We start from the raw sequence: 25,364 nt of genomic DNA, 5'->3' as shown, positions 1-25,364 counted from the left end.
TTTCACCCGTATGAGAGAGCTTTCGCGCGCGTAGTAGACACAAACGTCTGTCACCTGGCAATACCTTCGCCCCGGAAAGGGAGGTTTTGCGTATATGAGGACCGGAAAACTGGCCGCGAGCATCACCGCAGGAGTGACGGCCGCCCTCACGGCGCTGTCCGTCGCGGGCTGCTCGAACAGCGGCGGCACCCCGCCCAAGGGGGACGGCGGCAGCGCCTCCGCCGCGCCCACCCCCACCTGGGACCCGGTGCAGGGCCCGCCCCGCACCGTGCCCGCCGTACAGAAGTTCAGCGCGGCCGACGGGCGCGGCTGGCGGCCCGCCAAGACGGCCCGCGTCGTGGTGCCCGCGGGTGAGAAGAGCCCGGTCGCCGACGAGGCCCGGCGATTCGCCCAGGAACTGGGCGGTCTGCGGACGGTCTGGGGCAAACAGACCGTACGGCCCGGAGACGTCGAGCTGCGGCTGTCCGGCGGCGAGGACGCCGCCCGGCGCGAGGACAACGCGCCCGTGTACGACACCGCCGAGGAGGCGTACACCCTCACCGCGCGCGGCACCCGCCTCACCCTCACCGCCCCCACCGACGCCGGGATCTTCAACGCCACCCGCACCGTCCTGCAGTCCGTACGGACCTCCGGCGGCGTCCCGGAAGGCACCGTCGAGGACCGGCCCGACCGGGCCCAGCGCGGCTTCATGCTGGACATCGCGCGCAAGCACTTCGACGTGGGGTGGATCGAGGACCGCATCCGCGACCTGGCCGGCCTCAAGCTCAACCAGCTCCAGCTCCACTTCTCCGACGACCAGGCGTTCCGCATCGAGAGCGAGAAACACCCCGAGATCGTCTCCGAGGACCACCTCACCAAGGACCAGGTGCGCCACCTCGTCGACCTCGCCCGCGGCCTGCACATCACCGTCATCCCGGAGATCGACTCGCCCGGCCACCTGGGCGCCGTACTGAAAGCCCACCCCGACCTCCAACTGCGCTCCGCCGACGGCCGGACCCAGCGCGGCGCGATGGACATCTCCCAGCCCGGCGCCGCCGAGATCGTGGACGACCTGCTGCGCGAGTACGCCCCGCTCTTCCCCGGCAAGCACTGGCACCTGGGCGGCGACGAGTACCGCGCGCTGGCCGACCGGTCCCCGGCCGAGAACTACCCGCAGTTGGCCCGCGCCGCCCGCGACAAGTACGGGGCGGACGCCACGATCGAGGACCTGGCCACCGGCTGGCTCAACGACCGGGACAAGACCGTCCGCGCCGCCGGCGCGAAGCAGGTCGAAGCGTGGAACGACGGCTATTTCCGCAACACGGACGTCGCCCCCGACTCCGGCCGCACCGTCGCCTACTGGACGGGCAAGGAGATCGGCGCCCGCGAACCGGACGAGTACCTGCGCGAGAACCGCAAGGTCGTCAACCTCAACGACGAGTACCTGTACTACGTGCTCGGCGAACCCAACAACATGCCGTACCCCACCGGCGAACGCATCTACACCCAGTGGACCCCCGGAGTGCTGCGCGGCACCAAGCCCGTACCGCAGTCCCAGTCCGGCCCCGACCGGGTGCTCGGCGCGCGCCTGGCGGTGTGGTGCGACCTGGCGGGCGAGCAGACGCAGCAGCAGGTGGCGGACGGCATCCGGCTGCCGCTGCGCGCGCTGGCGCAGAAGGTCTGGGACCGCCGCGATCCGGCCCTTTCCTGGGCGGACTTCAAAAAACTGGCCGACCAGGTCTGAGCGGCCAGGGGCGGCGCCGCCTTCTGCTGGGTGCACCCGACTGTTCCTGGCCACTGTTGGTCGCGCGTTGGTCACGCGTCCATCCGCATGGCGGCCCATGGAGGCGTCATGCGGACGGACGCACGGGAGGTTCCGGGACCGGGCCGCGGTCCGGTCGAGGTCGGCCTGCGCCCTGTCCCGGCGCTGACCTGACCATGACTCCTCAGACGTTCCGGAGAGGTGTGAGCTTGTCGAGGTCGAGACTGATCTCGAAGGGCACCGGGCGCCGAAGCGAGCCTCGGAAGATTCCGGCGGGCGCGTAGACACCCGTAGGCTCGTCGAGCTCGTACACATGGACGATGGGGGAATTGTCCTCTTCCTCGATGCACCAGTAGTGCGGGATCCCGGCCTCTGCGTATTTGCGGAGCTTGACCGTGCGGTCGCGGTGGGCCGACTCGGGGGAGACGACTTCCACGACGAGCTGCACGGCTTCGGGGGCGTACCAGGTGCGGTCGGGGTCGTAGGGCAGATCCGTCAGCAAGAGGTCCGGCTCGGGGCGGTTCCGGGCATCGAGGCGGATCGTCATTTCCCGTTCGACCTCGACGCCGGCCGGCGCCTGAGCCATGAGGGTGGTGGTCAGGGCGGTGATGAGCCGGCCGTGCCAGGACCGCTGGGGCGACATCATGAATACGAGGGCTCCGTCGATCAACTCGGTGTGACGCGGTGCCTCGGGGAGGTGATCCAGGTCCTCCGCGAACCAGCCTTCCGCGCGTGGCGGGCGCATCCAGTCGGGCAGTGCGGTCATGGGCTTTACGGTAGCGCTTGCGGCCACAGCGAGATGGGAGCTCCCCGCCCCCCGGAACCGGTCTTGGCCATGGCCGTACGTACCTACGGCGCGGGGATGACGCTTCCGTCCAGCGCGGCGTGACGGATACGCCGGGTCAGGGGCGACGGCTGCTGCCGCTGCGCGCGCCGGCGCAGAAGGTCTGGGACCGCCGCGATCCGGCCCTTTCCTGGGCGGACTTCAAAAAACTGGCCGACCAGGTCTGAGCGGCCAGGGCCGGACGCGGCGAGAAGGGGACGACCGGGGCCGCCACCCCCCACAGGAGAGGCCCCGGCCGTCGTACCAGGGAGGCCCGGTGACGAGCCCCTGACCCTTACAGCGCCGTCCGCCGCGAAAGCGTCACACGGGGTGTGGACCGGGGTGCGGCACGTACCGCGCGCCGGGTGCCGTCCCGGTGCGCGGGGGCTCTGGACGCGGGGAGTGCGGTGGCCGTAGCGTGCGGGTCCGCGCCGACCCGGCGCGGACGCCGTGCGTACCGTCCGCCGAGGCGGAGGGGCAGGTCAGCAGCGGCCCGGGTGCCCGGTGTGCGGGCGGCCGGGTTACCGTCAGCGGGGACATACGGGTTACCAGGGGTACCCGCGGTGCCCGAGAACAGCGAATCAGCGAGGACCGGGCGGCGGACTTTCCGGGTGCGACAGGATGGACCCGTGCGAGGGGATGACATTCAGCCGGACGACGGCCGGCTGACGGTCGCCGTACAGGCGGCGCAGGGCGGCGACGAAGCGGCGTTCCGTACCGTCTACCGTGCCGTGCATCCCCGGCTTATCGGATATGTACGGACGTTGGTGGGCGAGGCGGACGCCGAGGACGTGGCCTCCGAGGCATGGCTCCAGATCACCCGCGACCTCGACCGCTTCAGCGGCGACGCCGACCGGTTCCGGGGCTGGGCCGCACGGATAGCCCGCAACCGGGCCCTGGACCACATACGGATGCGCGGACGCCGCCCCGCGGCCGGCGGCGACGAGACCGAACTGGCCGACAAACCGGGCGCCTCGGACACCGCCGACGAGGCCATGGAAGCCCTCGGCACCCACCACACCTTCCGCCTCATCTCCCGCCTCCCGCAGGACCAGGCCGAAGCCGTCGTGCTGCGCGTGGTGGTCGGCCTGGACGCCAAGAGCGCGGCCGGAGTCCTGGGTAAACGGCCCGGCGCCGTACGGACCGCCGCCCATCGCGGCCTGCGGCGGCTCGCCGACCTGCTCGGAGCCGGACCCGAGAACGGCGGCGGCGCCGGGCCCGGCACGGACGGCGGACCCGCGGAAGGAGTGCCCGCACAGGGCGGCGGACGGGGTGCGAGCGCGGCGGAATCGTACGTACCGGGTGTGACGGAAACGGCCGCACGAACGCAGAAGGACATGTGATGGCCGACGACCGGTACAACTGGCTCGACGAGGAGGCCGCGGAGCGACTGCTGCGCGGCGAACCCGCCGGTTCCCCGGCCGGCACCGGTGCCGCGGAACTCACCGCCCTGCTGAACGCCGCCTCGGCGGCGGGGCGCGACCTGGGGCAGGACGCACCGCTTCCCGGGGAGGAGGCCGCTGTCGCCGCCTTTCGCGAGGCGCGGGAGGCCCGGGGGCAGGCTCCGGCCGGCATCACGGTCGGCGGGGCCGAAGCCGTGCGCACCCGCCGCCGCTTCGGACGGCCCCTGCGCCGCGGGTTCATGGTGGCCCTGGCCGGCTGCGCGCTCGGCGGCGTCGCCGTCGCCGCGGGCGCGGGCGTCCTGCCGACGCCCTTCCACAGCGGCACCGGCCCGGCCCCCGCCACCAGCGTCTCGGCCGCCGAGTCCGCCGGCCCGCCCGCCACCGACGACACCGGCACGGCCACCGACGGCACCACCCGGATGCCGGACCCGACCAGCCCCGGCACGGACCGGCCCGAACCCCTGATCAGTGACGACGGCAAGGACAGCCGCACCGGCGGCAGCCGGTCCCCAGCTCCCGGGCAGAGCACCCCCGGGCAGGACCCGACCGGCGGCACCGGCGACGACGACAGCCGGCCCGACCCTCCGGGCAGACCGGACGGCAAGGAGAAGAACCGGCTCGGCGTCACGTTCTGCCGTACGTACGAATCCGGCCGGCGCTCCGTCCTCGGCCAGGACACCCTCCGCCGCCTCGAACGCGCGGCCGGCGGCCCGGACAAGGTGCACGCGTTCTGCCGCCAGTACCTCGACCGCACCCAGGGCGGCCCCCGCTACGACGGCGACGGGGACGGCGACGGCCGCGGCAGTCACGGCCAAGGCGGCCAAAAGGGGCACGGCAAGGGCCACGGCGGCAAGGGCGACGACGAGGACGACGACCACCGCTACGCCCCCTCCGCCGCCGTTCCCGGGGCCCTCGCCGCACCCGACCCCGCCGGCACCGTCACCACCACCCCCGCCGCACCCGACGAGCTGCGCATCCCCGGAGCACCACCCGTCGCCCGGGTGTGACACTTTCCGGCGCCCCGGCGCAGTACGTGGTGAAGCCGACTGGTCATCGGCTTGCGCGCGAGCCGGGGTTCCCCCCGTACCAACGGCTCGCCGCATCCGGCGCGGGCGGGGCTCGTTCCCCCGGCCCTGCCCGCGCTGATTTTGCGCCTAAGCCGGCGCCGCTTTCGCGGACCTGGTTGGTGTTTGTGGGGGTTGCTCAATTGATGGTTGGGGTTACTGCGGGGGGGGTGGGGGTTCGGGGTTGGGTGCGGGTGTGGGGTGTGGGTTATTTGTAGATGACTACCTTGTCGCCTGGGGTCACCTGCTGGAACAGGGCGGCGATTCTTGATTTGTGGCGGACGTTCACGCAGCCGTGGGAGGCGCCCTGGTAGCCGTGGGCGGCGAAGTCGGGGGAGTAGTGGACGGCCTGGCCGCCACTGAAGAACATCGCGTACGGCATGGGGGTGTGGTAGATCGACGACACGTGGCTGCGGCTCTTGAAGGCGATGCGGAACGTGCCCTCCCGGGTCGGCGTGTACTGGGCGCCGAAGCGGACGTCCATCGTCGAGCGGACCTTGCCGTCCACCATCCAGGTGAGCGTGTTGCTCCGCTTGCTGATGCACAGCACACGGCCCGTCATGCAGCGGGCGTCGGGGCGGGGGACTCGTTTCTTGGCGGGCTTGCGGGTGGGTTTCTTCGCGGTCTTCTTGGTGTGCGGGTGCGTCTCGGCGCGGGTCGGCGGGCGGGTGCTGGAGTGGAGGGCGTGCCAGGTGGCGCGGTCCAGGGTCCCCGTGCACGGCAGACCCCGCTTGCGCTGGAACGCCGCGACGGAGGCCGCGGTCTGCCGGCCGTAGAAGCCGGTGGGCTTACGGCGGAAGAGTGACAACTGGGCCAGACGGGCTTGAAGTTCGCGCACGCGGGGGCCACGGGAGCCCTGGGCCAGCACCGGCTTCGCGGTGCGGCGAGGGGCTTTGGTGGCCTGTGCGCGTCTGGGGAGCTCCTTGTGCGCCGTCTGTGCGGGCAGCACGTCCGCCCGTCCCGGCATGGACGGCGCGGGAGCCGTCGACGGGGGGAGTCCGCCGTTCGGGGTGATCGTGATGGTCTTGCAGCCGGTCGTCACGGCCAGCACCAGCAGCCCCGCGGCCACCGCACGTCCCTTGTGCACGCCGTGTCCCTTCCGCGTCCGTGTCACGGTGTCACCCCCGTGGTGACACCGGCCCCTCCTAGATTCCCAACCCCGTGGAGAACCGAACCTGGACGCGCGTAGGGGTGAAGGAGTGCGGGGGCGCGGAGGTGTGGAGTTGTGCTTCCGTGTGCGCCCCCTGCCGTACGGAGTGCGGCCCGGGGGCGCTGCGGTGGGGGCGCGCGCGGGGGAGTCCGGGGCTCCGGGGGACAATGAGGAAATGTCACCGCGTCGCCCGTGCCCCGTATGCGCCCGAGAGATCGCCGTCGTCGGCGGCCGCTTCGCCCGGCACGACCCGCCGGGCCGCCGTACCGTGCTGGAGCTCGTGTCGTGCCCCGGCTCCCGCCGCATCGCGCCGATGATGGCTCCGGCGGAGCGTCTGTTCGATCCGGAGGAGCCGCCGTTTCCCGGACAGCAGCCGTTGTTCTGAGGGGTCAGGGGTGGTGGGGCCGGTGCCTTCCGTTCGGCGGGCTTCCACTGATGCGGTGAAGACCTCCCAGTCGCGGCCCGCCAGCGGCGCCAGCATGCGGCGCCAGCCTTCCGCCGCCTCCGGGCCGGCTTCCTCCAGGGCGGCGGTGAACAGGGCGCGCTGGCGCGCGTGGAGCGTGCGTTCGAGGTCCGCGCCGCGTTCGGTGAGGTGGAGTTCCTTGCGGCGGCGGTCCCGTTCGCCCGGCGTCACCCGTACGAGTTGCTCGTCGCCGAGCTTGCGCAGCGGCCCGTTGATGGCCTGCTTGGTCAGTTGGAGCGCCTGGCACAGTTCGCCGACGCTCATGCCGGGGGAGTACGCGAGGAACGTCAGGATGCGGTGGTGGGCGCGGCCCATGCCCTGCTCGGCCAGGGCCGCGTCGGCCGCTCCGGTGAAGGCGCGGTAGGCGAAGTAGAACAGGGTGAAATCGCGGTCGTAGGCGTCCGGGCGACAAGGGTCAAGCATGTTGACATTTTATGCCGGGGTTCCGTACGCTCGCGACTTGGGTCAACAACCTTGACCTAAACCGTTCAAGCGTGAAGAAAGCCGGTTACCGCCATGTCGGACACCCCCTCGGACATCGGCCCGCAGGCCACCACCCCCCAGGCCGCGACCGCTCGGATCACCGTCGCCGACTATCTGCTCCGCAGGCTGCGCGAGCTGGACATCGAACATCTCTTCGGCGTCCCCGGTGACTACAACCTCGGCTTCCTCGACCAGGTGACCGCCTTCCCCGGCCTCGCCTGGGTCGGCACCTGCAACGAACTGGACGCCGCCTACGCCGCCGACGGCTACGCCCGGCTGCGCGGCGCCGCCGCCCTCGTCACCACCTTCGGTGTCGGCGAACTGTCGGCCGTCAACGGTGTGGCCGGCGCCTACGCCGAACGGGTGCCGGTCGTCGCCGTCACCGGGATGCCCGCCACCGAGGTCGCCGCGGCCGGCCGCCCCGTGCATCACACCCTGATGGACGGCGAGTACGGGCACTTCGGCCGGATGTTCGCCGAGGTGACGGTGGCCCGTGCCGATCTGACCGCGGAGAACGCCCCGGCCGAGATCGACCGCGTACTGCGGGTCATGTGGCGGGAGCGCCGGCCGGTGCATCTGAATCTGCCCACGGACGTCGTACTGGCCCGGGTGCCGGCGCCGGACGGGCCGCTGATCGTGCCGGACGGGCCCGCCGACCCGGGGCTGCTGCGGGAGTTTCTCGACGGCTGCGCCCGGATGCTGGACGGGGCGCGCAGCGTCACCGTGCTGGCCGGGCACGAGGCCGAACGGTTCGGGCTGCGCGGGCCGCTCGCCGGTCTGCTCGCCGCCGCGCCGGTCCGGTCCGCCGTGTTCTCCAGCGGGAAGGGCGTACTGGACGAGACCGCTCCCGGGTTCGTCGGCTCCTACGCCGGGGAGATCAGCGACAAGCGGGCCCGGGCGGCCGTCGAGGACGCGGACTGTCTGATCCTGGTCGGCGCACCGGTCTCGGACAGCGTGACCGGCGGCTTCAGCCACCACTTCGCGCCGGAGCGGACCATCGAGCTGCGTCCTGGGCGCGCCTCGGCGGGACGCGGGGTGTTCGAGGGGATAGCCATGGCGGATGCCGTCGGCGGGCTGGCCGGGCTGCTGCGGGATGCGGAGCTGCCGGAGCCCGAGGGGTACGGGGAGTCCTTCTCGTATCCGGAGGCTGGGGAGGGGCGGGGTGAGCTGACGCAGCGTCAACTGTGGGCACAGGTCGGGGGGTTCCTGCCCGCCGGGAGTGTGCTGGTCGCGGAGCAGGGGACCGCGTTCTACGGTGCGCAGGAGGTGCCGCTGCCCGCGGACGGGCGGTTCGTCGGGCAGCCGCTGTGGGGGTCGATCGGCTACACCCTGCCGGCCACCCTCGGTACCGAACTGGCCGCGCCGGACCGGCGTTCGGTGCTGGTGATCGGGGACGGTTCCCTCCAGCTCACCGCGCAGGAGCTGGGCACCATGGCCCGCTACGGCGCGGCCCCGGTGGTGGTCGTCGTCAACAACGACGGCTACACGGTCGAGCGCGCCATCCACGGCGCCACCGCCCCGTACAACGACATCGCCGCCTGGGACTACACCGCCCTGCCCGCCGCCTTCGGCGCGGGCCCCGGCACGGTCGCGGTGCGCGTCGGGACCCCCGCCGAGCTGGCGGACGCGCTGGCGCTGGCCGCCCGTACGCCGGACGAACTGGTGCTGATCGAGGCGGTCCTGCCGCGCGAGGACGCGCCGGAGCTGCTCACCGCGCTGGCGCAGCGGTTCGCGGAGCAGAACGCCTACGGGGACTGAGGGACGGTGTCCTTGCCCGGCCACGTCCGGCGGTGGCCGGGCGCCGTCACGGCGCCAGGACGTCCAGTTCGGCCATGGCGCCCACGGTGATCTCGCGGGTCAGCGCCTCGGCGCGGTCCGCGTCGCCGACCCGTACCGCCTCGGCGACCTGGACGTGCAGGGTCACCGCGGCCGGGTCGGGGTCGGTGAACATGACGTGGTGGTGGGTGCGGCCGGTGAGGACGGCGGCCACCACGTCGCCGAGCCGGGCGAACATCTCGTTGCCGGAGGCGGTCAGCACGATGCGGTGGAAGGCCGTGTCGTGCACCAGGTACGCGTCGAGCTGCTGGCCGCGCGAGGTGGCGACCATGCCCATGGCGTGCTCGGCCAGCTCGGCGCACTGGGCGGGGGTGGCGTGCCGGGCGGCCAGGCCCGCGGCGACCGGTTCGACGGCGGAGCGCAGCACGGTCAGCGAGCGGAGCTGCCGGGGGCGGTCCGGGCCGGCCAGCCGCCAGCCGATGACGCGCGGGTCGTAGACGTTCCACTCCTCGGCGGGGCGCACGGTCACGCCGACCCGGCGGCGCGAGGCGACCAGGTGCATGGACTCCAGGACCCGTATCGCCTCGCGGATGACCGTGCGGGACACCTCGAAGCGCTCTTCCAGCTCGTCGGTGCGCAAGATCGTGCCCGGCGGGTACTCGCCCGCGGTGATGGCGGGTCCCAGGGACTCCAGTACCCGCGCGTGCAGCCCCTGCCCCGCCCCCTGGTTCTCCATGGGATCAGCCTACGTTCCCGGGGAAGGTCCACTTTTAAGTATGACTTTTACGTCACAGAGGCTTGAATACGTCGTATCCCATGGGTTTCAGTGGGACGGCAGACCGAGGTCGAAGAGGACAGCGAGGTACACGGGATGAGCATCCCCCACGTCATCGTCGTGATGGGCGTGGCCGGCACCGGCAAGACGACGATCGGGCCGCTGGTGGCCGCCGACCTTGATGTCCCCTACGCCGAGGGCGACGACTTCCATCCCCCGGCCAACATCGCCAAGATGTCCGCCGGTACCCCGCTCGACGACGCCGACCGCTGGCCGTGGCTGGACGCCATCGGCGCCTGGGCGCACGACCGCGCGGGTCAGGGCGGTGTGGTCAGCAGCTCGGCGCTCAAGCGCGCCTACCGCGACCGCCTGCGGGCCGCCGCGCCCGGCGTCGTCTTCCTGCACCTGACCGGCGACCGCTCGCTGATCGAGTCCCGGATGGCCGAGCGCAAGGGCCACTTCATGCCCACCGCGCTGCTGGACTCCCAGTTCGCCACCCTGGAGCCGCTCGGCGCGGACGAGGCGGGCGTCGCCGTCGACGTGTCCGGCACTCCGCAGGAGATCGCCGGGCGGGCCGTCGAGGCGCTGCGCCAGTACGACACCGGCCGGCCCGCCCCCGCCTGACCCCGGGCCACGGCCCGGTCCGTCCCCGTGCCACCGCGCGGGGAACAGCTCGGTACGCGACCTCTCCGTACGCCCCCTGCGTCACCGTCCGGGGCCACCACCACAACCAGTAACAGCACCCCCTAGGGAACAGCCGTGACACATCTCAGCGTCGAGATGCTGGCAGCGGATGCGACCGAGCCGATCACCTCGGCCGGTCACGCGCAGCTCGGCATCGCCGTCCTCGCGGGCATCGCCGTCATCGTCCTGCTCATCACCAAGTTCAAGCTGCACGCCTTCCTGTCCCTGATCATCGGCTCGCTGGTGCTGGGCGCGGTGGCGGGCGCGCCGCTGGACAAGGCCATCGCCAGCTTCTCGTCCGGCCTGGGCAGTACGGTCGCGGGCACCGGCATCCTGATCGCGCTGGGCGCGATCCTCGGCAAACTGCTCGCCGACTCCGGGGGCGCCGACCAGATCGTGGACACGATCCTGGCGAAGGCGAGCGGGCGGGTGATGCCCTGGGCGATGGTGCTGATCGCCGGCATCGTCGGCCTGCCGATCTTCTTCGAGGTCGGCATCGTGCTGCTGATCCCGGTGGTGCTGCTGGTCGTCAAGCGCGGCAACTTCTCCCTGATGCGCATCGGCATCCCGGCGCTGGCCGGCCTGTCCGTCATGCACGGCCTGATCCCGCCGCACCCCGGCCCGCTGGCCGCCATCGCCGCGCTCGACGCCAACCTGGGTGTCACCCTGGCGCTCGGTGTGGTCGTCGCGATTCCGACGGCGATCGTCGCCGGTCCGCTGTTCTCCCGCTACGCCGCCCGCTGGGTCGACATCCAGCCGCCGGAGAAGATGGTCCCCGAGCGGGCCAGCGGCGAGCTGGACAAGCGCCCCGGCTTCGGGATCACCGTCGCCACCGTGCTGCTGCCCGTCGTGATGATGCTGGCCAAGGCCCTGGTGGACGTCGTCGTGGACGACAAGGGCACCACGGTTCAGCGCGTCTTCGACGTGGTCGGCTCGCCGCTGATCGCGCTGCTCACCGCCGTCATCGTCGGCATGTTCACGCTGGGCCGGTCGGCCGGGTTCACCAAGGGCCGGATCGCCACCACCGTCGAGAAGTCCCTGGCCCCGATCGCCGGTGTGCTGCTGATCGTGGGCGCGGGCGGCGGCTTCAAGCAGACCCTGGTGGACGCGGGCGTCGGCCAGATGATCCTGGAGCTGTCCAAGGACTGGAACATCTCCACGCTGCTGCTGGCCTGGCTGATCGCGGTCGCGATCCGGCTGGCGACCGGCTCGGCGACGGTGGCCACCATCTCCGCCGCGGGCCTGGTGGCGCCGCTCACCGCGGACATGTCCACCACCCACACCGCCCTGCTCGTCCTCGCCGTCGGCGCCGGTTCGCTGTTCTTCAGCCACGTCAACGACGCGGGCTTCTGGATGGTGAAGGAGTACTTCGGCATGAACGTCGGCCAGACGCTCAAGACCTGGTCGCTCATGGAGACGCTGATCTCCGTGGTCGGGATCGTGTGCGTGCTGCTGCTGTCGCTGGTGTTGTAGCCGGGCCGGCGAGAGCCCGGTGGGCGCCCGGCGTGTGTCCGAACGACCGGCGGAAGGCATCGATGAAGGCGCTGGCCGAGGCCCAGCCGCAGCGATGCGCGATCGCGGTCACGGACAGCGCCGGGCCGTCCTGCGTCAGCAGCACCAGCGCGTGGTGCAGGCGCAACTGCGTACGCCACTGGGGAAAGGTCATGCCCAGTTCGGCGCGGAAGAGGCGGGCGAGGGTCCGCTCGCTCGCCCCGGCCGCCGCGCCCAGGGCGGCGAGCGGGCGCGGATCGGCCGGGTCCGCGCGCAGCGCCGCGCAGACCGCCGCCAGCCTCGGGTCGCGGGCCCGGGGCAGGTGCAGGGCCTGGAGCGGCGTGTGACGGAGCTGGTCGAGGAGTACGGTCAGCAGGCGCCGCGCCTCCTCCGTACGGCGGCTGCCCGTACCGCTGTACGCGATGATCAGCTCGCGCAGCAGCGGGCCGACCGCCAGGACGGCGGGCCGGTCCAGGCCCAGCGGGTCGGCGTCCAGCGGTACGCCGACGGTGTGCAGGTCGGTGTCCCCGTGCGCCCGGTGCTCGTGCACCGTCCCGGCCGGAATCCAGATGGCGCGGGTGGCCGGGGTGACCCAGCTCCCGGCGTCCGTGGTCACGGTGAGCACGCCGCGCCCCGCGTAGACGATCTGGTGGACGTCGTGGTGGTGGGGCGTCACCTCCGCACCCTGCGGCAGGAAACGGGTGACGGTCGTGACGTGCGGCGGATGATGGCGGAAAACCGGCATGGTCTGGCAGCTTATGGGAAGTCCGCCACCCGGCGCCCTCGCCATGATCGGTACATGACGACGAAGCAAGTGGCCGCGCCTCGGCGGCCGGTCGCGGTGATGTCCGTCGGACACGCGGCGGTGGACTTCTACCAGGGCGCGGTCCCGGCCCTGGTGCCCTTCCTGGTGGCCGAGCGCCACTACGGTTACGCCGCCGCCTCGGGCATCGTGCTGGCCGCCACCCTCCTCTCCTCCCTCGTGCAGCCCCTGTTCGGCTCGCTCACCGACCGCTGGACGATGCCCTGGCTGATCCCGGTGAGCACCCTGTGCGCCGGACTCGGCATCGCCCTGTCCGGGCTCGGCGACTCCTACGTCCTCACGTGCCTCGCGGTCGCCCTCTCGGGCATCGGCGTGGCCGCCTACCACCCGGAGGCCGCGCGGCTGGCCCGTGTGGCGAGCGGCGCCAGCCATGTCGCCATGGGCTGGTTCTCCCTCGGCGGCAACATCGGCTTCGCCCTCGCCCCGGCCGCCGTCGGCCCGCTGCTCTCCGCGGGCTCGCTGAGCGCGTCGCCGTGGCTGGCGGTGCCCGCGGTGGCCGGTGTCCTGCTGACCGCGCACGTGGTCCGTACGCTGGCGCCGCGGGCGGCCGTCGCCAAGGCCGCTGCGCGCAAGGCGGGTCCCGACAACTGGCCGGAGTTCCTGCGGCTGACCGCCGTCATCGTCTGCCGGTCCGTCGTCTTCGTCGGCCTGAGCGCCTTCATCGCCGTCTACGCGCAGCAGCGGGTGGGCGGGGGCGCCACCGCGGGCTCGGCGGCCCTCTTCGTGCTGTTCGCGGGCGGTGCGGTGGGCACCGTGCTCGGCGGTCGGCTGGCGTCCCGGTGGGGCCGGGTCCGTACGCTACGGATCGCCTACGCGGCCTGCGTCCCGGCCGTCGCCGGGCTGGTCCTCGTCCCCGGCCCCGCGCTGTACGTCTTCGCCGCCCTGACGGCCACGGCCCTGTACGTGCCGTTCTCCCTGCACATCACCCTCGGCCAGGACCTCCTGCCGAACCGCATGGGTACGGCGAGCGGTGTCACCCTCGGCCTGGCGGTCAGCGTCGGCGGCGTCGCCAGCCCGGCCATCGGCGCCCTCGCCGACGCCACGAGCCTGCGGACCGCGCTGCTGCCGCTGATCGGCCTGTGCGGCGTGGCCTGGCTCGTCGCGCGGACGCTGACCGAGCCGGGGGAGGGCGGCTCAGGCGGCGGGCGGCCCGGTCTCCCCCGCGAAGACGATGACCTGGTCGATGAGGCTGCGCCGCAGGTGGACGACGTCGGTCCCGGCCAGCCGGGGGCCGCCACCCGGCGTGGTGAAGACCCACCGGTACCGGGCCCACTCGCCCGGCATGTCCACCGCTGAGCAGCGCACCATCGTGCCGGCCCCCGCCGGGTGACGCCGGAGGTCCAGCACGAACCGCTCGACCGCCTCGATCCCCTCGCTGCGGCCCAGCGGTCCGTGGAAGACCACGTCCGAGGTCAGGGCCTGGGCGAGCAGCGCGGTCACCCGGCTGTCGTCCGAGGCGTTGAAGGCGGAGAGGAACGTGTCGATCGCCGATTGCGCGGTCTCTTCCTGCATGCACCAGTAATACCAGCCGCCGCCCGGGACGGCCTCGTCCCGGTCACCGGGCGGACGGCGCGGTCAAGGCCATGCCGTACCGGGCGAGTTCGTCGGGCAGCCCGGTCGTGTCGTCGGCGGCGTACGCCACGTAGCCGTCCGGGCGGACGAGGAACAGGCCCTCGCCGTACGCGTCGCGGGCGTGGCCCTCGGAGTCGAGCAGGTCGGGGGCGGGGCCGCCGACGCGGCAGGTACGGATCATCTCGCCGCCCAGCGGCGGGAGTTCGGCGTCCCCGACGGCCAGCAGGGTGAAGTGCGGGCCCTGGAAGACGTCGAAGAGGCGGCGCGGGGTGCCGTCCGGGGTGGTGCAGGGCGCGTCGGGCGCCCGGTTGCCGGCGCGCAGCGCGCCGTCGGCGAGGCCGGTGCGCCGCTCGGTGGCGAGCGGCCCGTCCGGGTACCCGACGCCCATCTGGTGCAGGTCGCTGCCGCGCCGCATGTCGCCCGACCGGTGCAGCCGGGTGCTGGTGGCCAGGATGCTCTCGGCGACCGGCCGCCGCTCGGCCTCGTAGCTGTCGAGCAGGGAGTCCGGCGCGCCGTGCCGGATGACCTGGCCCAGCTTCCAGCCGAGGTTGTAGGCGTCCTGCACGCTGGTGTTCAGGCCCTGGCCGCCCGCGGGGGAGTGCACATGCGCCGCGTCGCCCGCGAGGAAGACCCGGCCCGCCCGGAACCGGTCGGCCAGGGCGGCGTTCGGGCGGAAGGTGGAGGCCCACCGCACCTCGCCGAGCTGGTCGAGGGTGAGGTGGGTGCGCTCCGCGATCAGCTTGCGCACCGCGTCGGGCGAGGTGTCCGGCACGGTGCCGGCGTTCATGAAGCCCGCCATGAGCAGGAAGTAGTCGTACTTCTCCGGCGGGAGCAGCGAGACGAAGTCGGTGGCCCGGAACTCGCCCCACATGTGCCAGTGCTCCCGGTCCAGCCCGTCGAGCCGGATGTCGGCGACGAGCATCGGGTACGGCGCGACGGACTGGCCGGTCATGGTGACGCCGAGCGCCTTGCGGACCGGGCTGCGTCCGCCGTCGGCCGCGACCAGGTAGGAGGCGTGCACCGTACGGGTGATGCCGTCGGGGCCGGTGACGCGGGCCGCGACGCCGTCCGTGTCCTGGGTGAAGGAATCCAGGCCGGTGCCGAACGCGACCGTGCCGCCCAGCTCGGTCAGCCGGGCGTACTGGATCTCCAGATTCCGCCACTGCGGGAGCAGCAGCATGGTGCTGTACGGGGCGGCCGGCGTCGGGACGCCGGGCTCCACCATCACCTGCGCGTCGATCATGCGGCCGTCCGACCAGATGCCCCGCGGCGGGTACGTCCCGCCGGACTCCAGGACGGCGTCGAGCACGCCGAAGTCCTCGTACACCTCCTGGGTGCGGGGCTGGATGCCGTTGCCCCGGGTGCCGGGCGCCAGCCGGTCCAGGCGCTCCAGGACGAGGGCGCGCACGCCGCGCCGGGCGAGGTCGAGGCCGAGGGCCAGGCCGGTGGGGCCGGCGCCGGAGATCAGTACGTCCACGTGCGCGGGCAGGGTGTCGGTGCCGGCCATGAGGCATCTCCTTAACGTCATTAAGTCGGATCGCTTCCGAGGATGTGCTTAACGGTGTTAAGTTGTCAACGTGGCTACGAGACTTGACCGGAAACTGGTGGCGGAGGCCGCCCTGGGCCTGCTGAACGACGTCGGCCTCGAAGGGCTCACGCTGCGCCGTATCGCCAAGGAGCTGGACGTCCAAGCGCCCGCGCTCTACTGGCACTTCAAGAACAAGCAGGAGTTGCTGGACGAGATGGCCACCGTGCTGCTCGGACGGATGACCGCGCCGCTCGACGCGGCGGGCGACGGCTCCGCGGGCGGCTCAAAAGACAGCTTCGGGGCGGCTCCGGGAGAGGCGACTGGCGGGTCATGCTCACCGAGACATGCCGGCAGACCCGGAGCACGCTCCTCGGCTACCGCGACGGCGGCAAGGTCTTCGGCGGCACCCGGCTGCGCGACCTGGCGCTGCTGCGGCCGATGGAGAGCCTGCTGGCCGCCATGCGGGGCGCCGGGTTCACGGCGGAGCGGGCCGCGCGGGCCTGGTTCACCACGTACGCGTACACCATCGGTTACGTGATCGAGGAGCAGTCCGTCTTCCCGGTGCCCGGCGACCCGCGGCCCGACCCCGCGTACGACCAGCGGGAGCGGGAGCGGAGCGTGGGCGCCGACCACCCGCTCACGGCCGCGGCCGGCATCGAGATCTTCGGCGACACCGCACGCGGCTTCGAGGACGGCCTGCGGGCGGTCGTCGCGGGGGTCGAGGCCACGCTGCTGCGCGGCGAGTGACCGGAAGGCCCGGGGGAGCCGCCCCCGGGCGTCCCGTTGTCTCTAGCGGCGTGGCCGCGGGTCGATCGCCTGCCGCAGTACGGGCGTGAGCGGGCGCTCGACCCACCGGTGCAGCACCCACGCCAGCGTCAGCATCAGCGCCACCGTCAGGGCGAGCGTCGCGTACGAAGGCAGCCGCAGGCCGCCGTGCAGGCCCTGGACAGCCACCCAGCCCAGGTGCTCGTGGACGAGGTAGAACGGGTACGTCAGCGCCCCGGCGACGGTCAGCCAGCGCCAGTCCGCCCACTGCATCCGGCCCAGCGCGACCGCCACCACCAGCGCGAAGCCCACCGTGACGATCGCGATGACGACCACCGCCGAGCGGTAGGAGAAGGCGTGGGCGGACGGCGGGTGCCAGAGTCCGGCCACCGCGTGATGCTGGCCGGTCAGCCAGCTCACGCCGACCACCGCCCACGCCACCGGGTCGCGCCCGCCGTAGCGGTGCAGCAGGTAACAGCCGATGCCGCCGATGAAGAACGGCGCGTACTGCGGCATCAGGACGACGTCCAGCGCGGGGACTTTCGCGGCCTGCGCCAGCGCCGCCGCCAGCGTCCAGCCCGCGCAGAACAGCACGACCCGGCGGCGGGTCGCGCCCGGCAGCACGACGCACAGCGCGAACAGCGCGTAGAACCGCATCTCCGCCCAGAGCGTCCAGCACACCCCCAGCACCCGCTTCGCGCCCAGCGGCTGCTGGAGCATCGTCAGGTTGGTCAGCACATCGCTCGGCCCGAGCGCCTTGAACGCCACCCACGGCAGCGCGAACACAGCCGTCACCAGCAGGATCGCCACCCAGTACGCCGGATACAGCCGCGCGACGCGGGAGGCGATGAAGGAGCGCAGCGAACGTCCCCAGCCGCTCATGCAGATGACGAAGCCGCTGATCACGAAGAAGATCTGGACGCCGAGACAGCCGTACGCGAACGCGCTGTGCAGGGACGGGAACTGGCGCGCCGGCGAACTGCCCCACGCCACGGCTATCTCGCCGTTCCGGCCGCCGAGGTGGTAGGCGGCGACCATCAGGGCGGCGAGCAGTCGCAGCCCGTCGAGGGCGCGCAGGCGGGGCACGCCGCGGGATTTCTTGGCGGGCGGGGGTGCCGCGCCGTTCGGGCGGGTGACCACCGTGGGCCCGGTCGGCGCGGATATGGACGAGGCCGACGGGCCGGGGACCGCCGCAGGCATCGGCGCCCCGGCCGGGAGCTGCGCCGTCATCCGAACGCGGCCCGTTTCTTCAGGCGCCGCTGCATCGCCCGCGCGCGCCGCGCGACCCTCCGGACGGCCGCGTTGCGCGGGATGAAGGAGAGCTGGGACGGCAGCGCGCCGGGCAGCGCGAGCGCGGTCAGGCGGCGGCGCTTGAAGTAGCGCCGGGTGCGCTCGTTCAGGTGGGCGGCGAGGTAGCGCTCGGCGACCGGGCGCAGGTCCGGGTAGATCTGGTTCTGCATCGCGTAACCGACCGCGCTGAGCAGCCCGTTGATGTGGGCCGGCACCGGCTTCGTGCCGGGCTCGTCCGCCAGGTCGGGCACCAGCGCGTCCACGAGGGTCACCGGCACGCGGTTGCTGTTCTGGTACGGGGTCAGGCGCTCCAGTAGCAGCTCCGTGCCGACGCGCGCGGTCGGCAGGTCGTAGAAGGCGGACGCCGTCAGCAGCGCGGTGGAGAAGCAGCCGACCACGAGCGCGGGCCGTTTGCGCTGGTAGAGCACCTCGGCGAGAACCGGTGTGTCCAGTACGGTCAGCTCGGCACCGAGCTGTTCCGCCTCCCGCTCCAGCGCCCGGGACCAGCGGGCCGGCGCCGACGGGTGTGGCTTGAACACCACCTCGCGGTGCCCGCGCCGGACCACCCCGCGCAGCATCCGGGCGTGCAGCTCCTCCTCTTCCTCGGGCGTGAGGATGCCGAGCGCCGACAGGTACTGCCCGAGGAGCAGCGCGGCGCCTTCCGGTACGGCGTGCAGCGCCGGGGCGTCGAAGTCCGCGGCCAGGTCGGCGAGCACCTCCCGGAACGCCTCCGTCGGCACGGTCTCCGCGCCCACCCCGAACTCGGTGAGCAGCAGCGGCTTCAGTCCCGGTACGAGGTCCAGGTGCAGCAGGCGGCGGACCCGGGTGCCGACCAGCGGGTCCAGCTTGTTGCGCGTCGGCCCGTAGCTCATCAGCCCGTCCGCGTACACGTCGACCGGCGCGTCCGGGAAGAGCTGCGCCAGCGCCAGCGCCGGGTGGACCTGGAGGGACTCCACGATCAGCTCGATCTCGTCCTCGCCCAGCTCCCACAGCAGCCGCAGGTGCCGCTCCCACAGCGGGACGTCGTCCGGGCGCGGGGACCAGCCGCCGGGGTGGAACGGACTGATCGTCTCGTTCCACGACAGCACCCGGTCGAAGCGGCCGCGCAGCCGCTCGAAACCGGGCATCCGGTCCACCGGCGTGGCCGTCTCCGGGGTCGCCGCGTTGTTGCTGACCAGCAGCAGCCGGCGGCCGGCCGGGGCGAAGCGGTCCGCGTCCAGCGCGGCGGCCAGCGTCGCGGCGCCATACAGGGTGGACGCCAGGAAGATCTGCGTACGCGGCCGGTCCGGCCGGCGCTGGGCGTCGGTACGGGGGGCCATCAGGCGGCCACCTCCACCGGTACCGGGCGCCGGCGCAGCCGTCGCAGACGGGAGGCGCGCTGCGTGTCCATCGAATTCAGTGCTTCCTTCAGTACGTCCTGCGGCATTCTTTTCAGCGCCGCCGCGCTCAGCGCGCGCAATTGACGGGCGACCTGCGGTTCGAATCGTTCGATCGAACCGAGGTGGTGGGCAATGATGGCGCAATAGGTGCGGACGGCTTTCGGCAGCAGCCGGTCCGCCTCCCGGTCCTGTGCGGTTTCTTCGATAACCTGATCAAATGCGCGGATGAAATCGAGTTGCCGCACATCACCGATCTGGGTGAGGGAGGACGCCACCCCGCGCCGGTAGAAGACGCCGAGCAGCCCGGACACCGCCATCGACCGGGCCTCCCGGTGCAGCCGCCAGATCCACGGCCGGTCCTCCGCGGTGCGCAGCCCGTGCCGGAAGTGCAGCAGCCCGTCGTCCAGCAGCCGCCGGTGGTAGATGCCGGCCCAGGCGAAGGCGTAGTCCACGGAGGTGGAGCGGTCGGTGGGCAGGATCAGCGCGCGCGGGTCCAGCACGGTGTTCCGGCGGCCGTGCGGCACGCGGTGCACGGAACGGGCGCGCGCGGTGCACTGCACATGGTCCGTCCGGACGAAGTCGCACCCCAACCCCTCGATGGTGGCCAGGAGTTGTGCGTAATACCCGGGTGCCAGCCAGTCGTCACCGTCCAGGAAGGTCACGTACTCGCCGTTGGCCGCGTCCAGGCCGGTGTTGCGGGCGGTGGCCAGGCCGCCGTTCTGCTCGTGCCGCAGCACCCGGGCGCCGGGCAGCTCGCCCTCGGCGCGCGCCAGGATCTGCGGTGTCTCGTCCCGCGAGCAGTCGTCCACCAGCAGGAATTCGAAGTCCTCGCGGGCGTTGGCCGCCAGGCTTCGCAGGGTGTCGGGCGCATATGTCTGCACGTTGTAGAACGGCACGACGACGGAGAGCTTAACCACCCGGGTGACGTTAGGCGCGGTCCCGGCATTCGTCTTGACGGGACGCGGGCTCCCGGGTGAACGAAGAATGGCGGGATGGTTAACCGGGTAATTCCTCCGGCCGGTTCGCTGTCCCGCGTCCCGCTGTTAACCCGTTGTTGCGGCACAGTTGGCCCGCCGAACGGAACGCCTTCCTAGCGTTTTCGTCGTGCCCACTCGTACCACTTCCCCGCCGCGTGTCGCGGTGCTCGCGGATTCGGACACCCGATGGAAATGGGGCGCTTCGACAGCGCACCGTATTCAATCGGACATTCGTCTGGACGGATATCTGCTCCGCGGCCGCGCCACCCCCACGGTCCGCCAGCTCGACGAGGTCGGCGCCCGTGCGGAGACGCTGCGCGAGATCCGCGGCGCGGACTTCCTGGAGCTGATGAAGGACACCACGCGGTACGACGTGGTCGTCCTCGCCTGCGTCGGCGGCGCCGTCCAGGCGATGCTGCACGGGCTCGCCCGCGCCTGGCGCGGCGCGGCCCGGCGGCCCGTCGTCGTCACCGGCTACGTCGGCGTCGTCTACGAGAAGCTGGCCGACGGCCTGCTGCTGCGGCACGGCGCGGACGTCGTCCTCGCCAACTCCCGCCACGACGCGGAACGTTTCCGCGCGGTCTACGAAGGCGTCGGCGCGGACAGCGGCAGCGTCGTCGAGTGCGCCCTGCCCTTCCTGGGCGGCGCCCCGTACGAACCCGCCGCCGACGGCCGCCCCTACACGGTCGTCTTCGCCGCCCAGCCCTCCGTACCCGACCGCCGCGAGGACCGTACGTACCTCCTGCGGCGCGCCGCCGCCCACGCCCGGCGCAACCCCGGCCGCGAGGTGCTGATCAAGCTGCGCAGCAAGCCCGGCGAACACACCACGCACATCGAGGAACTCCCGTACCAGAAACTGGCCGCCCGCCTCCCCGGCGGCCTGCCCCCCAACTGCCGCCTCGCGTACGGGAACATGGGCGACGTCCTGGACCGCACCGACCTCCTGGTGACCGTCAGCTCGACCGCCGCCCTGGAATCCCTGCACCGCGGTATCCCCACCGCCGTCCTCACCGACCTCGGCATCCGCGAAGTCCTCGGCAACCACCACTTCCTCGGCTCCGGCTGCCTCGCCTCCTGGGACGAACTCGACGCCGGCCACCGCCCCGACCCCGACCCGGACTGGCTGGACCGCCAGGGCGTCGCCCCCGGCTCCCGCTACGCCACCGCCTTCGACGCCGCCCGCACCCGTGTCACCACCCTGCGCACCGCCGACCGCCTGCCGCCCCTCACCCCGTACTACACACCCCGCACCGCCCCCGGCTACCTCCCCGGCATCCTCGCCCGCCACGGCCTCGGACCCGAGGGCGAACCCCTGCCGGGCCGGACCGCCGAACCCGCCGAGGCCGGCGGCCTGCGCCGGCTCGCCCGCGACACCGTGCGCGACGCCGCCCGCGGCGCCTACCGCCACGGCGTCCAGCGCGTCGCGCCCGCCATCCGCCGCTGGGGAGAGCTGTGAGTGCCCATCCGCCCGCTCCCGGAGCCCGTACGGCCCCCGGAAGGAGCCCGCAATGCCGACCCCACCGAGCCGCACGGCCGCACCCACCGTCGTGGCCGTCATCCCCGCCCGAGGCGGCTCCAAGGGCGTACCCGCCAAGAACCTCGCCGCCGTCGGCGGCGTCCCGCTGATCGCCCGCGCGGTCCGCGAATGCCGCGCGGCCCGCCTGGTCACCGACGTCGTGGTCTCCACCGACGACGCCGCGATCGCCGGCGCGGCACGCGGCGCGGGCGCCGTCGTCGTACGCCGCCCCGGCACCATCGCGGGCGACACGGCCACCAGCGAGGCCGCCGTCCTGCACGCCATGGACGCCTACGAGGCCGAACACGGCAGGCCCGTCGACGCGGTCCTGCTCGTCCAGTGCACCAGCCCCTTCCTGATCAGCGAGGACATCGACGCGGTCGCCGCCGCGGTCGTCGAGACCGGCGCGGACAGCGCGCTGACCGTGGCACCGTTCCACGGTTTCGTATGGCGCGAGGGCGCCGACGCGGCGGTCGAGGCGGAGGCCGCCCCCACCGCCCCCACCGCCCCCGGCGGCACCGGCGGCACCGGCGTCAACCACGACAAGTCCTTCCGCCCCCGCCGCCAGGACCGCCCCCAGGACTTCCTGGAGACCGGCGCCGCCTACGCCATGGACGCCGCCGGCTTCCGCGCCGCCGGCCACCGCTTCTTCGGCCGTACGGAACTGGTCCGCACCGACCCGGCCCGCGTGCTGGAGGTCGACGACCCGCACGACCTGGCCCGCGCCCGCGCCCTCGCGCCCCTGCTGGACACCGCGCGCCCCGGCGCGCTCCCGACCCGCGACGACATCGACGCGGTCGTCCTCGACTTCGACGGCACCCAGACCGACGACCGGGTGCTCGTCGACTCCGACGGACGGGAGATGGTCGCCGTGCACCGCGGCGACGGCCTCGGCATCGCCGCCCTGCGCAAGGCGGAGCTGAAGCTGCTCATCCTGTCCACGGAAGTGAACCCGGTCGTCGCCGCACGGGCGAAGAAGCTGCGCCTGCCCGTGCTCCACGGCATCGACCGCAAGGACCTCGCCCTCAAGCAGTGGTGCGAGGAACAGGGCATCGCGCCCGAGCGCGTGCTCTACGTCGGCAACGACGTCAACGACCTCCCGTGCTTCGGCCTCGTCGGCTGGCCCGTGGCGGTCGCCGGCGCCCACGACGTCGTACGCGGCGCCGCCCGCGCCGTCACCTCCACCCCCGGAGGCAGCGGCGCGATCCGCGAGATCGCCTCGTGGATCCTCGGCCCGACCCTCTGACCAGGTAAGGAACTCACCCAGATGACCAGCAACTCCCGCCTCCGCACCCTCGGCGACCGCCTCGTCGGCCCCGGCCGCCCCGTCTACGTCACCGGTGAGATCGGCATCAACCACAACGGCGACCTGGAGAACGCCTTCGCGCTCATCGACGCCGCCGCGGACGCCGGCTGCGACGCCGTGAAGTTCCAGAAGCGCACCCCCGAGATCTGCACCCCGCGTGACCAGTGGGACATCGAGCGGGACACCCCCTGGGGCCGGATGACCTACATCGACTACCGCCACCGCGTCGAGTTCGACGAGGACGGCTACCGCGCCATCGACGAGTACGCCAAGAAGCGCGGCATCGCCTGGTTCGCCTCCCCCTGGGACGTCGAGTCCGTCGCCTTCCTGGAAAAGTTCGACGTCCCCGCCTACAAGGTCGCCTCCGCCTCCCTCACCGACGACGAACTGCTGCGCGCGATGCGCGCCACCGGCCGTACGGTGATCCTCTCCACCGGCATGTCCACCCCCAAGCAGATCCGGCACGCCGTGGAGGTCCTCGGCAGCGACAACATCGTCCTGTGCCACGCCACTTCGACCTACCCCGCCAAGGCCGAAGAGCTGAACCTCCGCATGATCCACACCCTCCAGGCCGAATACCCCAACGTCCCGATCGGCTACAGCGGCCACGAGACCGGCTTGCAGACCACCCTCGCCGCCGTCGCCCTCGGCGCCGCCTTCGTCGAACGCCACATCACCCTCGACCGCGCCATGTGGGGCTCCGACCAGGCCGCCTCCGTCGAGCCCCAGGGCCTGACCCGCCTGGTCCGCGACATCCGCACCATCGAGGACTCCCTCGGCGACGGCGTCAAGAAGGTCTACGAGAGCGAACTCGGCCCGATGAAGAAGCTGCGCCGCGTCCCCGGCGTCGTCGCCGAGGCCGAGGCCGCCGACCGCGAGCCGGTCTCCGCCTGACCCGCACCCGTACGGCCGCACCCGCCCGCGCACGCACGCTCCAGACGCCTGACGAACGGGACGTACACACCGTGAGCTCACCAGACGGGGCCTGTGGCCCGCCCCGGGAGGCGGCGGGAACTCCCGCCCGCCGCCTCCTGGGGGTACCCCGGCAGCGCCGCAGATCCGCCGCGTACCGCGTCGAGGCCGGGGAAACGGCGCAGCACACCCGTGCCACCGGGCGGGCGGCCCGACGGGACGCCCGGCGCGCGGCCGCGGGCACCCTCGCCTTCGTCGAGAGCCCCGTACAACTGCTGAACGTCCTGGAATGGGCACACCGCGAACAGGCCGCGGACCTCACGGTCGTCGTCCTCGCCCCGCACGACCCGATGACCCGCGGCCAGCTCCGCCGGATGGCCGAACTAGCCCGCGAAGAAGGCTTCTCCGTACGGTGGGAAGAGGCGCGCGGCGGAGCGGGCGCCCCCTGCGGACCATCGGCGGCCTCACCCCCCGGCTGCGCCGCGCCGGCCGCGTCGTCATCGGCGACCCCTTCTCCCGCTACGTCCAGCTCCTGCTCACCCTCACCAGCGCCCGCGACCTCGTCGTGGTCGACGACGGCACCGCCACGATGGAGTTCATCACCCAACTGGCCAACGGCGAACGCCTCGTACGCTGGCACCGGCACGGCGGACGCGGCCCGCGCGACCTGCTCTTCGCACCGTTCGCCGCCGCCGCCCGCCGCCGTCTCGCCTCCGGCGGGCGCCGCCGCACCGTCGCCCTCTTCACCTCCATGCCCGTCGAACCGCCACCGGGCATCACCGTCCTGTCGAACGAATTCACCTGGACCAGACGGCGGTTCGGGCCACCCCGGCTGACCCGCGGCGCGGACATCGTCGGCACCTCCCTCGTCGAGACCGGCGTCGTCGACCCCGACCGCTACCTGGCGGCCGTCACCGCACTCGCCCGGGACCACGGCGCCACCCGCTACTTCGCCCACCGACGGGAATCAGCCACCAAACTCCACCGCATCGCCACCGAGACCGGCCTCGAAGTGGTCCGCCCCGACCTGCCGCTGGAACTCATCGCCCGGCGCGGCCCCGTAGGCCGCCTCGTCCTCAGCTTCCCGTCCACCGTGGTCCACACCCTGCCGCTCGCCCTCGCCGGCACCGAGGTCGGCGTCGCCGTCTGCGACATCGACCCGGCCTGGCTGACCAGCAAGGCGTCCCCCGCGCCGAAGGATTCCTGTCCGGCGTGACGGGCACCGCCCGCTCCGTACAACGCCTCCCGACAGCACCGGCGGCGCCCTGGGCGCCGGGGACTCCGGGGGTGGAACCACCGCATGTGACGCCCGAGGCGACCGGCACCCCTGATTCCGGAAACGAGCGGAACCGATACTGATACCCCCGTGATGACTGCTCCATGCGCCGGGCGGCCTAGATTTCCTTCCCCTAACGGGCTGAACTTTTGTTGATCGAGGGACAG

21 protein-coding genes and 4 pseudogenes are annotated in these 25,364 nt (G+C 72.7%); 15 read left to right on the top strand and 10 right to left on the bottom strand.

Annotation, left to right across the window (positions count from 1 at the left end):
* Nucleotides 1-94 precede the first annotated feature (94 nt).
* Nucleotides 95-1,723: a beta-N-acetylhexosaminidase gene (locus EJG53_RS15275; RefSeq protein WP_125045301.1), complete on the top strand. Its 1,629-nt coding sequence runs from the start codon at nucleotides 95-97 to the stop codon at nucleotides 1,721-1,723.
* Nucleotides 1,724-1,925: 202 nt separating this feature from the next.
* Here EJG53_RS15275 and EJG53_RS15270 read toward each other — a convergent pair whose 3' ends face one another.
* Nucleotides 1,926-2,507, bottom strand: coding sequence for a Uma2 family endonuclease (locus EJG53_RS15270; protein ID WP_125045300.1), 582 nt, complete (start codon nucleotides 2,505-2,507; stop codon nucleotides 1,926-1,928).
* A gap of 119 nt (nucleotides 2,508-2,626) precedes the next feature.
* Here EJG53_RS15270 and EJG53_RS43335 point away from each other — a divergent pair, with 119 nt between their 5' ends.
* From EJG53_RS43335 to EJG53_RS15260, 3 genes are all read left to right on the top strand, one after another.
* Nucleotides 2,627-2,752 (top strand): hypothetical protein, encoded by a 126-nt coding sequence (locus EJG53_RS43335; protein ID WP_280526769.1) that lies wholly within the window; start codon nucleotides 2,627-2,629, stop codon nucleotides 2,750-2,752.
* A 441-nt stretch (nucleotides 2,753-3,193) separates the two neighbouring features.
* Nucleotides 3,194-3,907, top strand: a complete 714-nt coding sequence (locus EJG53_RS15265; RefSeq protein WP_125045299.1) for an RNA polymerase sigma factor — start codon at nucleotides 3,194-3,196, stop codon at nucleotides 3,905-3,907.
* Nucleotides 3,907-4,974, top strand: a complete 1,068-nt coding sequence (locus tag EJG53_RS15260; protein WP_125045298.1) for a hypothetical protein — start codon at nucleotides 3,907-3,909, stop codon at nucleotides 4,972-4,974. The genes EJG53_RS15265 and EJG53_RS15260 overlap by 1 nt, the downstream gene beginning before the upstream one ends.
* A 265-nt stretch (nucleotides 4,975-5,239) precedes the next feature.
* Here the strand turns inward: EJG53_RS15260 and EJG53_RS15255 are convergent, their stop codons facing one another.
* Nucleotides 5,240-6,118, bottom strand: coding sequence for a L,D-transpeptidase family protein (locus tag EJG53_RS15255; protein ID WP_244955148.1), 879 nt, complete (start codon nucleotides 6,116-6,118; stop codon nucleotides 5,240-5,242).
* A 238-nt stretch (nucleotides 6,119-6,356) separates the two neighbouring features.
* On the opposite strand from EJG53_RS15255, the gene EJG53_RS42450 reads away from it, so the two are divergent.
* Nucleotides 6,357-6,566, top strand: coding sequence for a hypothetical protein (locus EJG53_RS42450; protein ID WP_031002763.1), 210 nt, complete (start codon nucleotides 6,357-6,359; stop codon nucleotides 6,564-6,566).
* A 231-nt stretch (nucleotides 6,567-6,797) separates the two neighbouring features.
* Here the strand turns inward: EJG53_RS42450 and EJG53_RS43330 are convergent.
* Nucleotides 6,798-6,959: pseudogene (locus EJG53_RS43330) on the bottom strand (MarR family transcriptional regulator); the annotation flags it as partial.
* A gap of 201 nt (nucleotides 6,960-7,160) precedes the next feature.
* On the opposite strand from EJG53_RS43330, the gene EJG53_RS15245 reads away from it, so the two are divergent.
* Complete coding sequence (locus EJG53_RS15245; RefSeq protein ID WP_125045296.1) at nucleotides 7,161-8,885, top strand: alpha-keto acid decarboxylase family protein; 1,725 nt, start codon at nucleotides 7,161-7,163, stop codon at nucleotides 8,883-8,885.
* Nucleotides 8,886-8,931: 46 nt separating this feature from the next.
* Here EJG53_RS15245 and EJG53_RS15240 read toward each other — a convergent pair whose 3' ends face one another.
* Complete coding sequence (locus tag EJG53_RS15240) at nucleotides 8,932-9,639, bottom strand: FadR/GntR family transcriptional regulator (protein WP_125045295.1); 708 nt, start codon at nucleotides 9,637-9,639, stop codon at nucleotides 8,932-8,934.
* Between the two features lie 135 nt (nucleotides 9,640-9,774).
* On the opposite strand from EJG53_RS15240, the gene EJG53_RS15235 reads away from it, so the two are divergent.
* Together EJG53_RS15235 and EJG53_RS15230 are read left to right on the top strand one after the other, a co-directional pair.
* Nucleotides 9,775-10,302, top strand: coding sequence for a gluconokinase (locus tag EJG53_RS15235; RefSeq protein WP_125045294.1), 528 nt, complete (start codon nucleotides 9,775-9,777; stop codon nucleotides 10,300-10,302).
* 135 nt (nucleotides 10,303-10,437) lie between these two features.
* Nucleotides 10,438-11,835, top strand: a complete 1,398-nt coding sequence (locus EJG53_RS15230; RefSeq protein ID WP_125045293.1) for a GntT/GntP/DsdX family permease — start codon at nucleotides 10,438-10,440, stop codon at nucleotides 11,833-11,835.
* On the opposite strand, the gene EJG53_RS15225 is transcribed toward EJG53_RS15230, so the two are convergent.
* Nucleotides 11,771-12,598 carry an AraC family transcriptional regulator gene (locus EJG53_RS15225; protein ID WP_125045292.1) on the bottom strand — a complete coding sequence of 276 codons (828 nt, stop codon included), beginning with the start codon at nucleotides 12,596-12,598 and terminating at the stop codon, nucleotides 11,771-11,773. The genes EJG53_RS15230 and EJG53_RS15225 overlap by 65 nt on opposite strands.
* Nucleotides 12,599-12,652: 54 nt before the next feature.
* Here EJG53_RS15225 and EJG53_RS15220 point away from each other — a divergent pair.
* A pseudogene (locus tag EJG53_RS15220) lies at nucleotides 12,653-13,798 on the top strand (MFS transporter); the annotation flags it as partial.
* A 12-nt stretch (nucleotides 13,799-13,810) separates the two neighbouring features.
* Here EJG53_RS15220 and EJG53_RS15215 read toward each other — a convergent pair.
* Nucleotides 13,811-14,188, bottom strand: a complete 378-nt coding sequence (locus tag EJG53_RS15215; protein WP_125045291.1) for a nuclear transport factor 2 family protein — start codon at nucleotides 14,186-14,188, stop codon at nucleotides 13,811-13,813.
* A 43-nt stretch (nucleotides 14,189-14,231) separates the two neighbouring features.
* Complete coding sequence (locus tag EJG53_RS15210; protein ID WP_125045290.1) at nucleotides 14,232-15,755, bottom strand: FAD-dependent monooxygenase; 1,524 nt, start codon at nucleotides 15,753-15,755, stop codon at nucleotides 14,232-14,234.
* 70 nt (nucleotides 15,756-15,825) lie between these two features.
* Between EJG53_RS15210 and EJG53_RS43615 the strand changes: the two are divergent.
* Nucleotides 15,826-15,933 (top strand): annotated as a pseudogene (locus EJG53_RS43615) (TetR family transcriptional regulator); the annotation flags it as partial.
* 173 nt (nucleotides 15,934-16,106) lie between these two features.
* Entirely contained in the window at nucleotides 16,107-16,523 is a 417-nt protein-coding gene (locus tag EJG53_RS43610) for a TetR/AcrR family transcriptional regulator C-terminal domain-containing protein (protein WP_307721679.1), read from the top strand.
* A 42-nt stretch (nucleotides 16,524-16,565) separates the two neighbouring features.
* Here the strand turns inward: EJG53_RS43610 and EJG53_RS15200 are convergent, their stop codons facing one another.
* The 3 genes from EJG53_RS15200 to EJG53_RS15190 are packed head-to-tail and all read right to left on the bottom strand — an operon-like array spanning nucleotide 16,566 to nucleotide 20,127.
* Nucleotides 16,566-17,771 carry an acyltransferase family protein gene (locus EJG53_RS15200; RefSeq protein ID WP_125045289.1) on the bottom strand — a complete coding sequence of 402 codons (1,206 nt, stop codon included), beginning with the start codon at nucleotides 17,769-17,771 and terminating at the stop codon, nucleotides 16,566-16,568.
* Nucleotides 17,768-19,150 carry an alpha-2,8-polysialyltransferase family protein gene (locus EJG53_RS15195; protein ID WP_125045288.1) on the bottom strand — a complete coding sequence of 461 codons (1,383 nt, stop codon included), beginning with the start codon at nucleotides 19,148-19,150 and terminating at the stop codon, nucleotides 17,768-17,770. The genes EJG53_RS15200 and EJG53_RS15195 overlap by 4 nt, the downstream gene beginning before the upstream one ends.
* Entirely contained in the window at nucleotides 19,150-20,127 is a 978-nt protein-coding gene (locus EJG53_RS15190; protein ID WP_125045287.1) for a glycosyltransferase family 2 protein, read from the bottom strand. Before EJG53_RS15190 ends, EJG53_RS15195 begins: the two co-directional genes overlap by 1 nt.
* Before the next feature lie 187 nt (nucleotides 20,128-20,314).
* Between EJG53_RS15190 and EJG53_RS15185 the strand changes: the two genes are divergently transcribed.
* The 4 genes and pseudogenes from EJG53_RS15185 to EJG53_RS15170 all read left to right on the top strand — a co-directional run bounded on the left by EJG53_RS15185 (nucleotide 20,315) and on the right by EJG53_RS15170 (nucleotide 25,280).
* Nucleotides 20,315-21,643, top strand: coding sequence for a DUF6716 putative glycosyltransferase (locus EJG53_RS15185; RefSeq protein WP_125045286.1), 1,329 nt, complete (start codon nucleotides 20,315-20,317; stop codon nucleotides 21,641-21,643).
* 52 nt (nucleotides 21,644-21,695) lie between these two features.
* Nucleotides 21,696-22,949 carry an acylneuraminate cytidylyltransferase gene (locus EJG53_RS15180; protein ID WP_125045285.1) on the top strand — a complete coding sequence of 418 codons (1,254 nt, stop codon included), beginning with the start codon at nucleotides 21,696-21,698 and terminating at the stop codon, nucleotides 22,947-22,949.
* Between the two features lie 21 nt (nucleotides 22,950-22,970).
* The gene (locus tag EJG53_RS15175) at nucleotides 22,971-23,903 is read left to right on the top strand and encodes an N-acetylneuraminate synthase family protein (protein WP_125045284.1); all 933 of its coding nucleotides are present in this window, start codon (nucleotides 22,971-22,973) and stop codon (nucleotides 23,901-23,903) included.
* Between the two features lie 71 nt (nucleotides 23,904-23,974).
* A pseudogene (locus tag EJG53_RS15170) lies at nucleotides 23,975-25,280 on the top strand (hypothetical protein).
* Nucleotides 25,281-25,364: the final 84 nt, after the last annotated feature.

The sequence above is a fragment of the Streptomyces chrestomyceticus JCM 4735 genome (genome assembly GCF_003865135.1).
In the GTDB taxonomy this organism is placed as follows: Bacteria; Actinomycetota; Actinomycetes; order Streptomycetales; family Streptomycetaceae; genus Streptomyces; species Streptomyces chrestomyceticus.
This window is presented reverse-complemented; position numbering and strand designations above follow the sequence as displayed.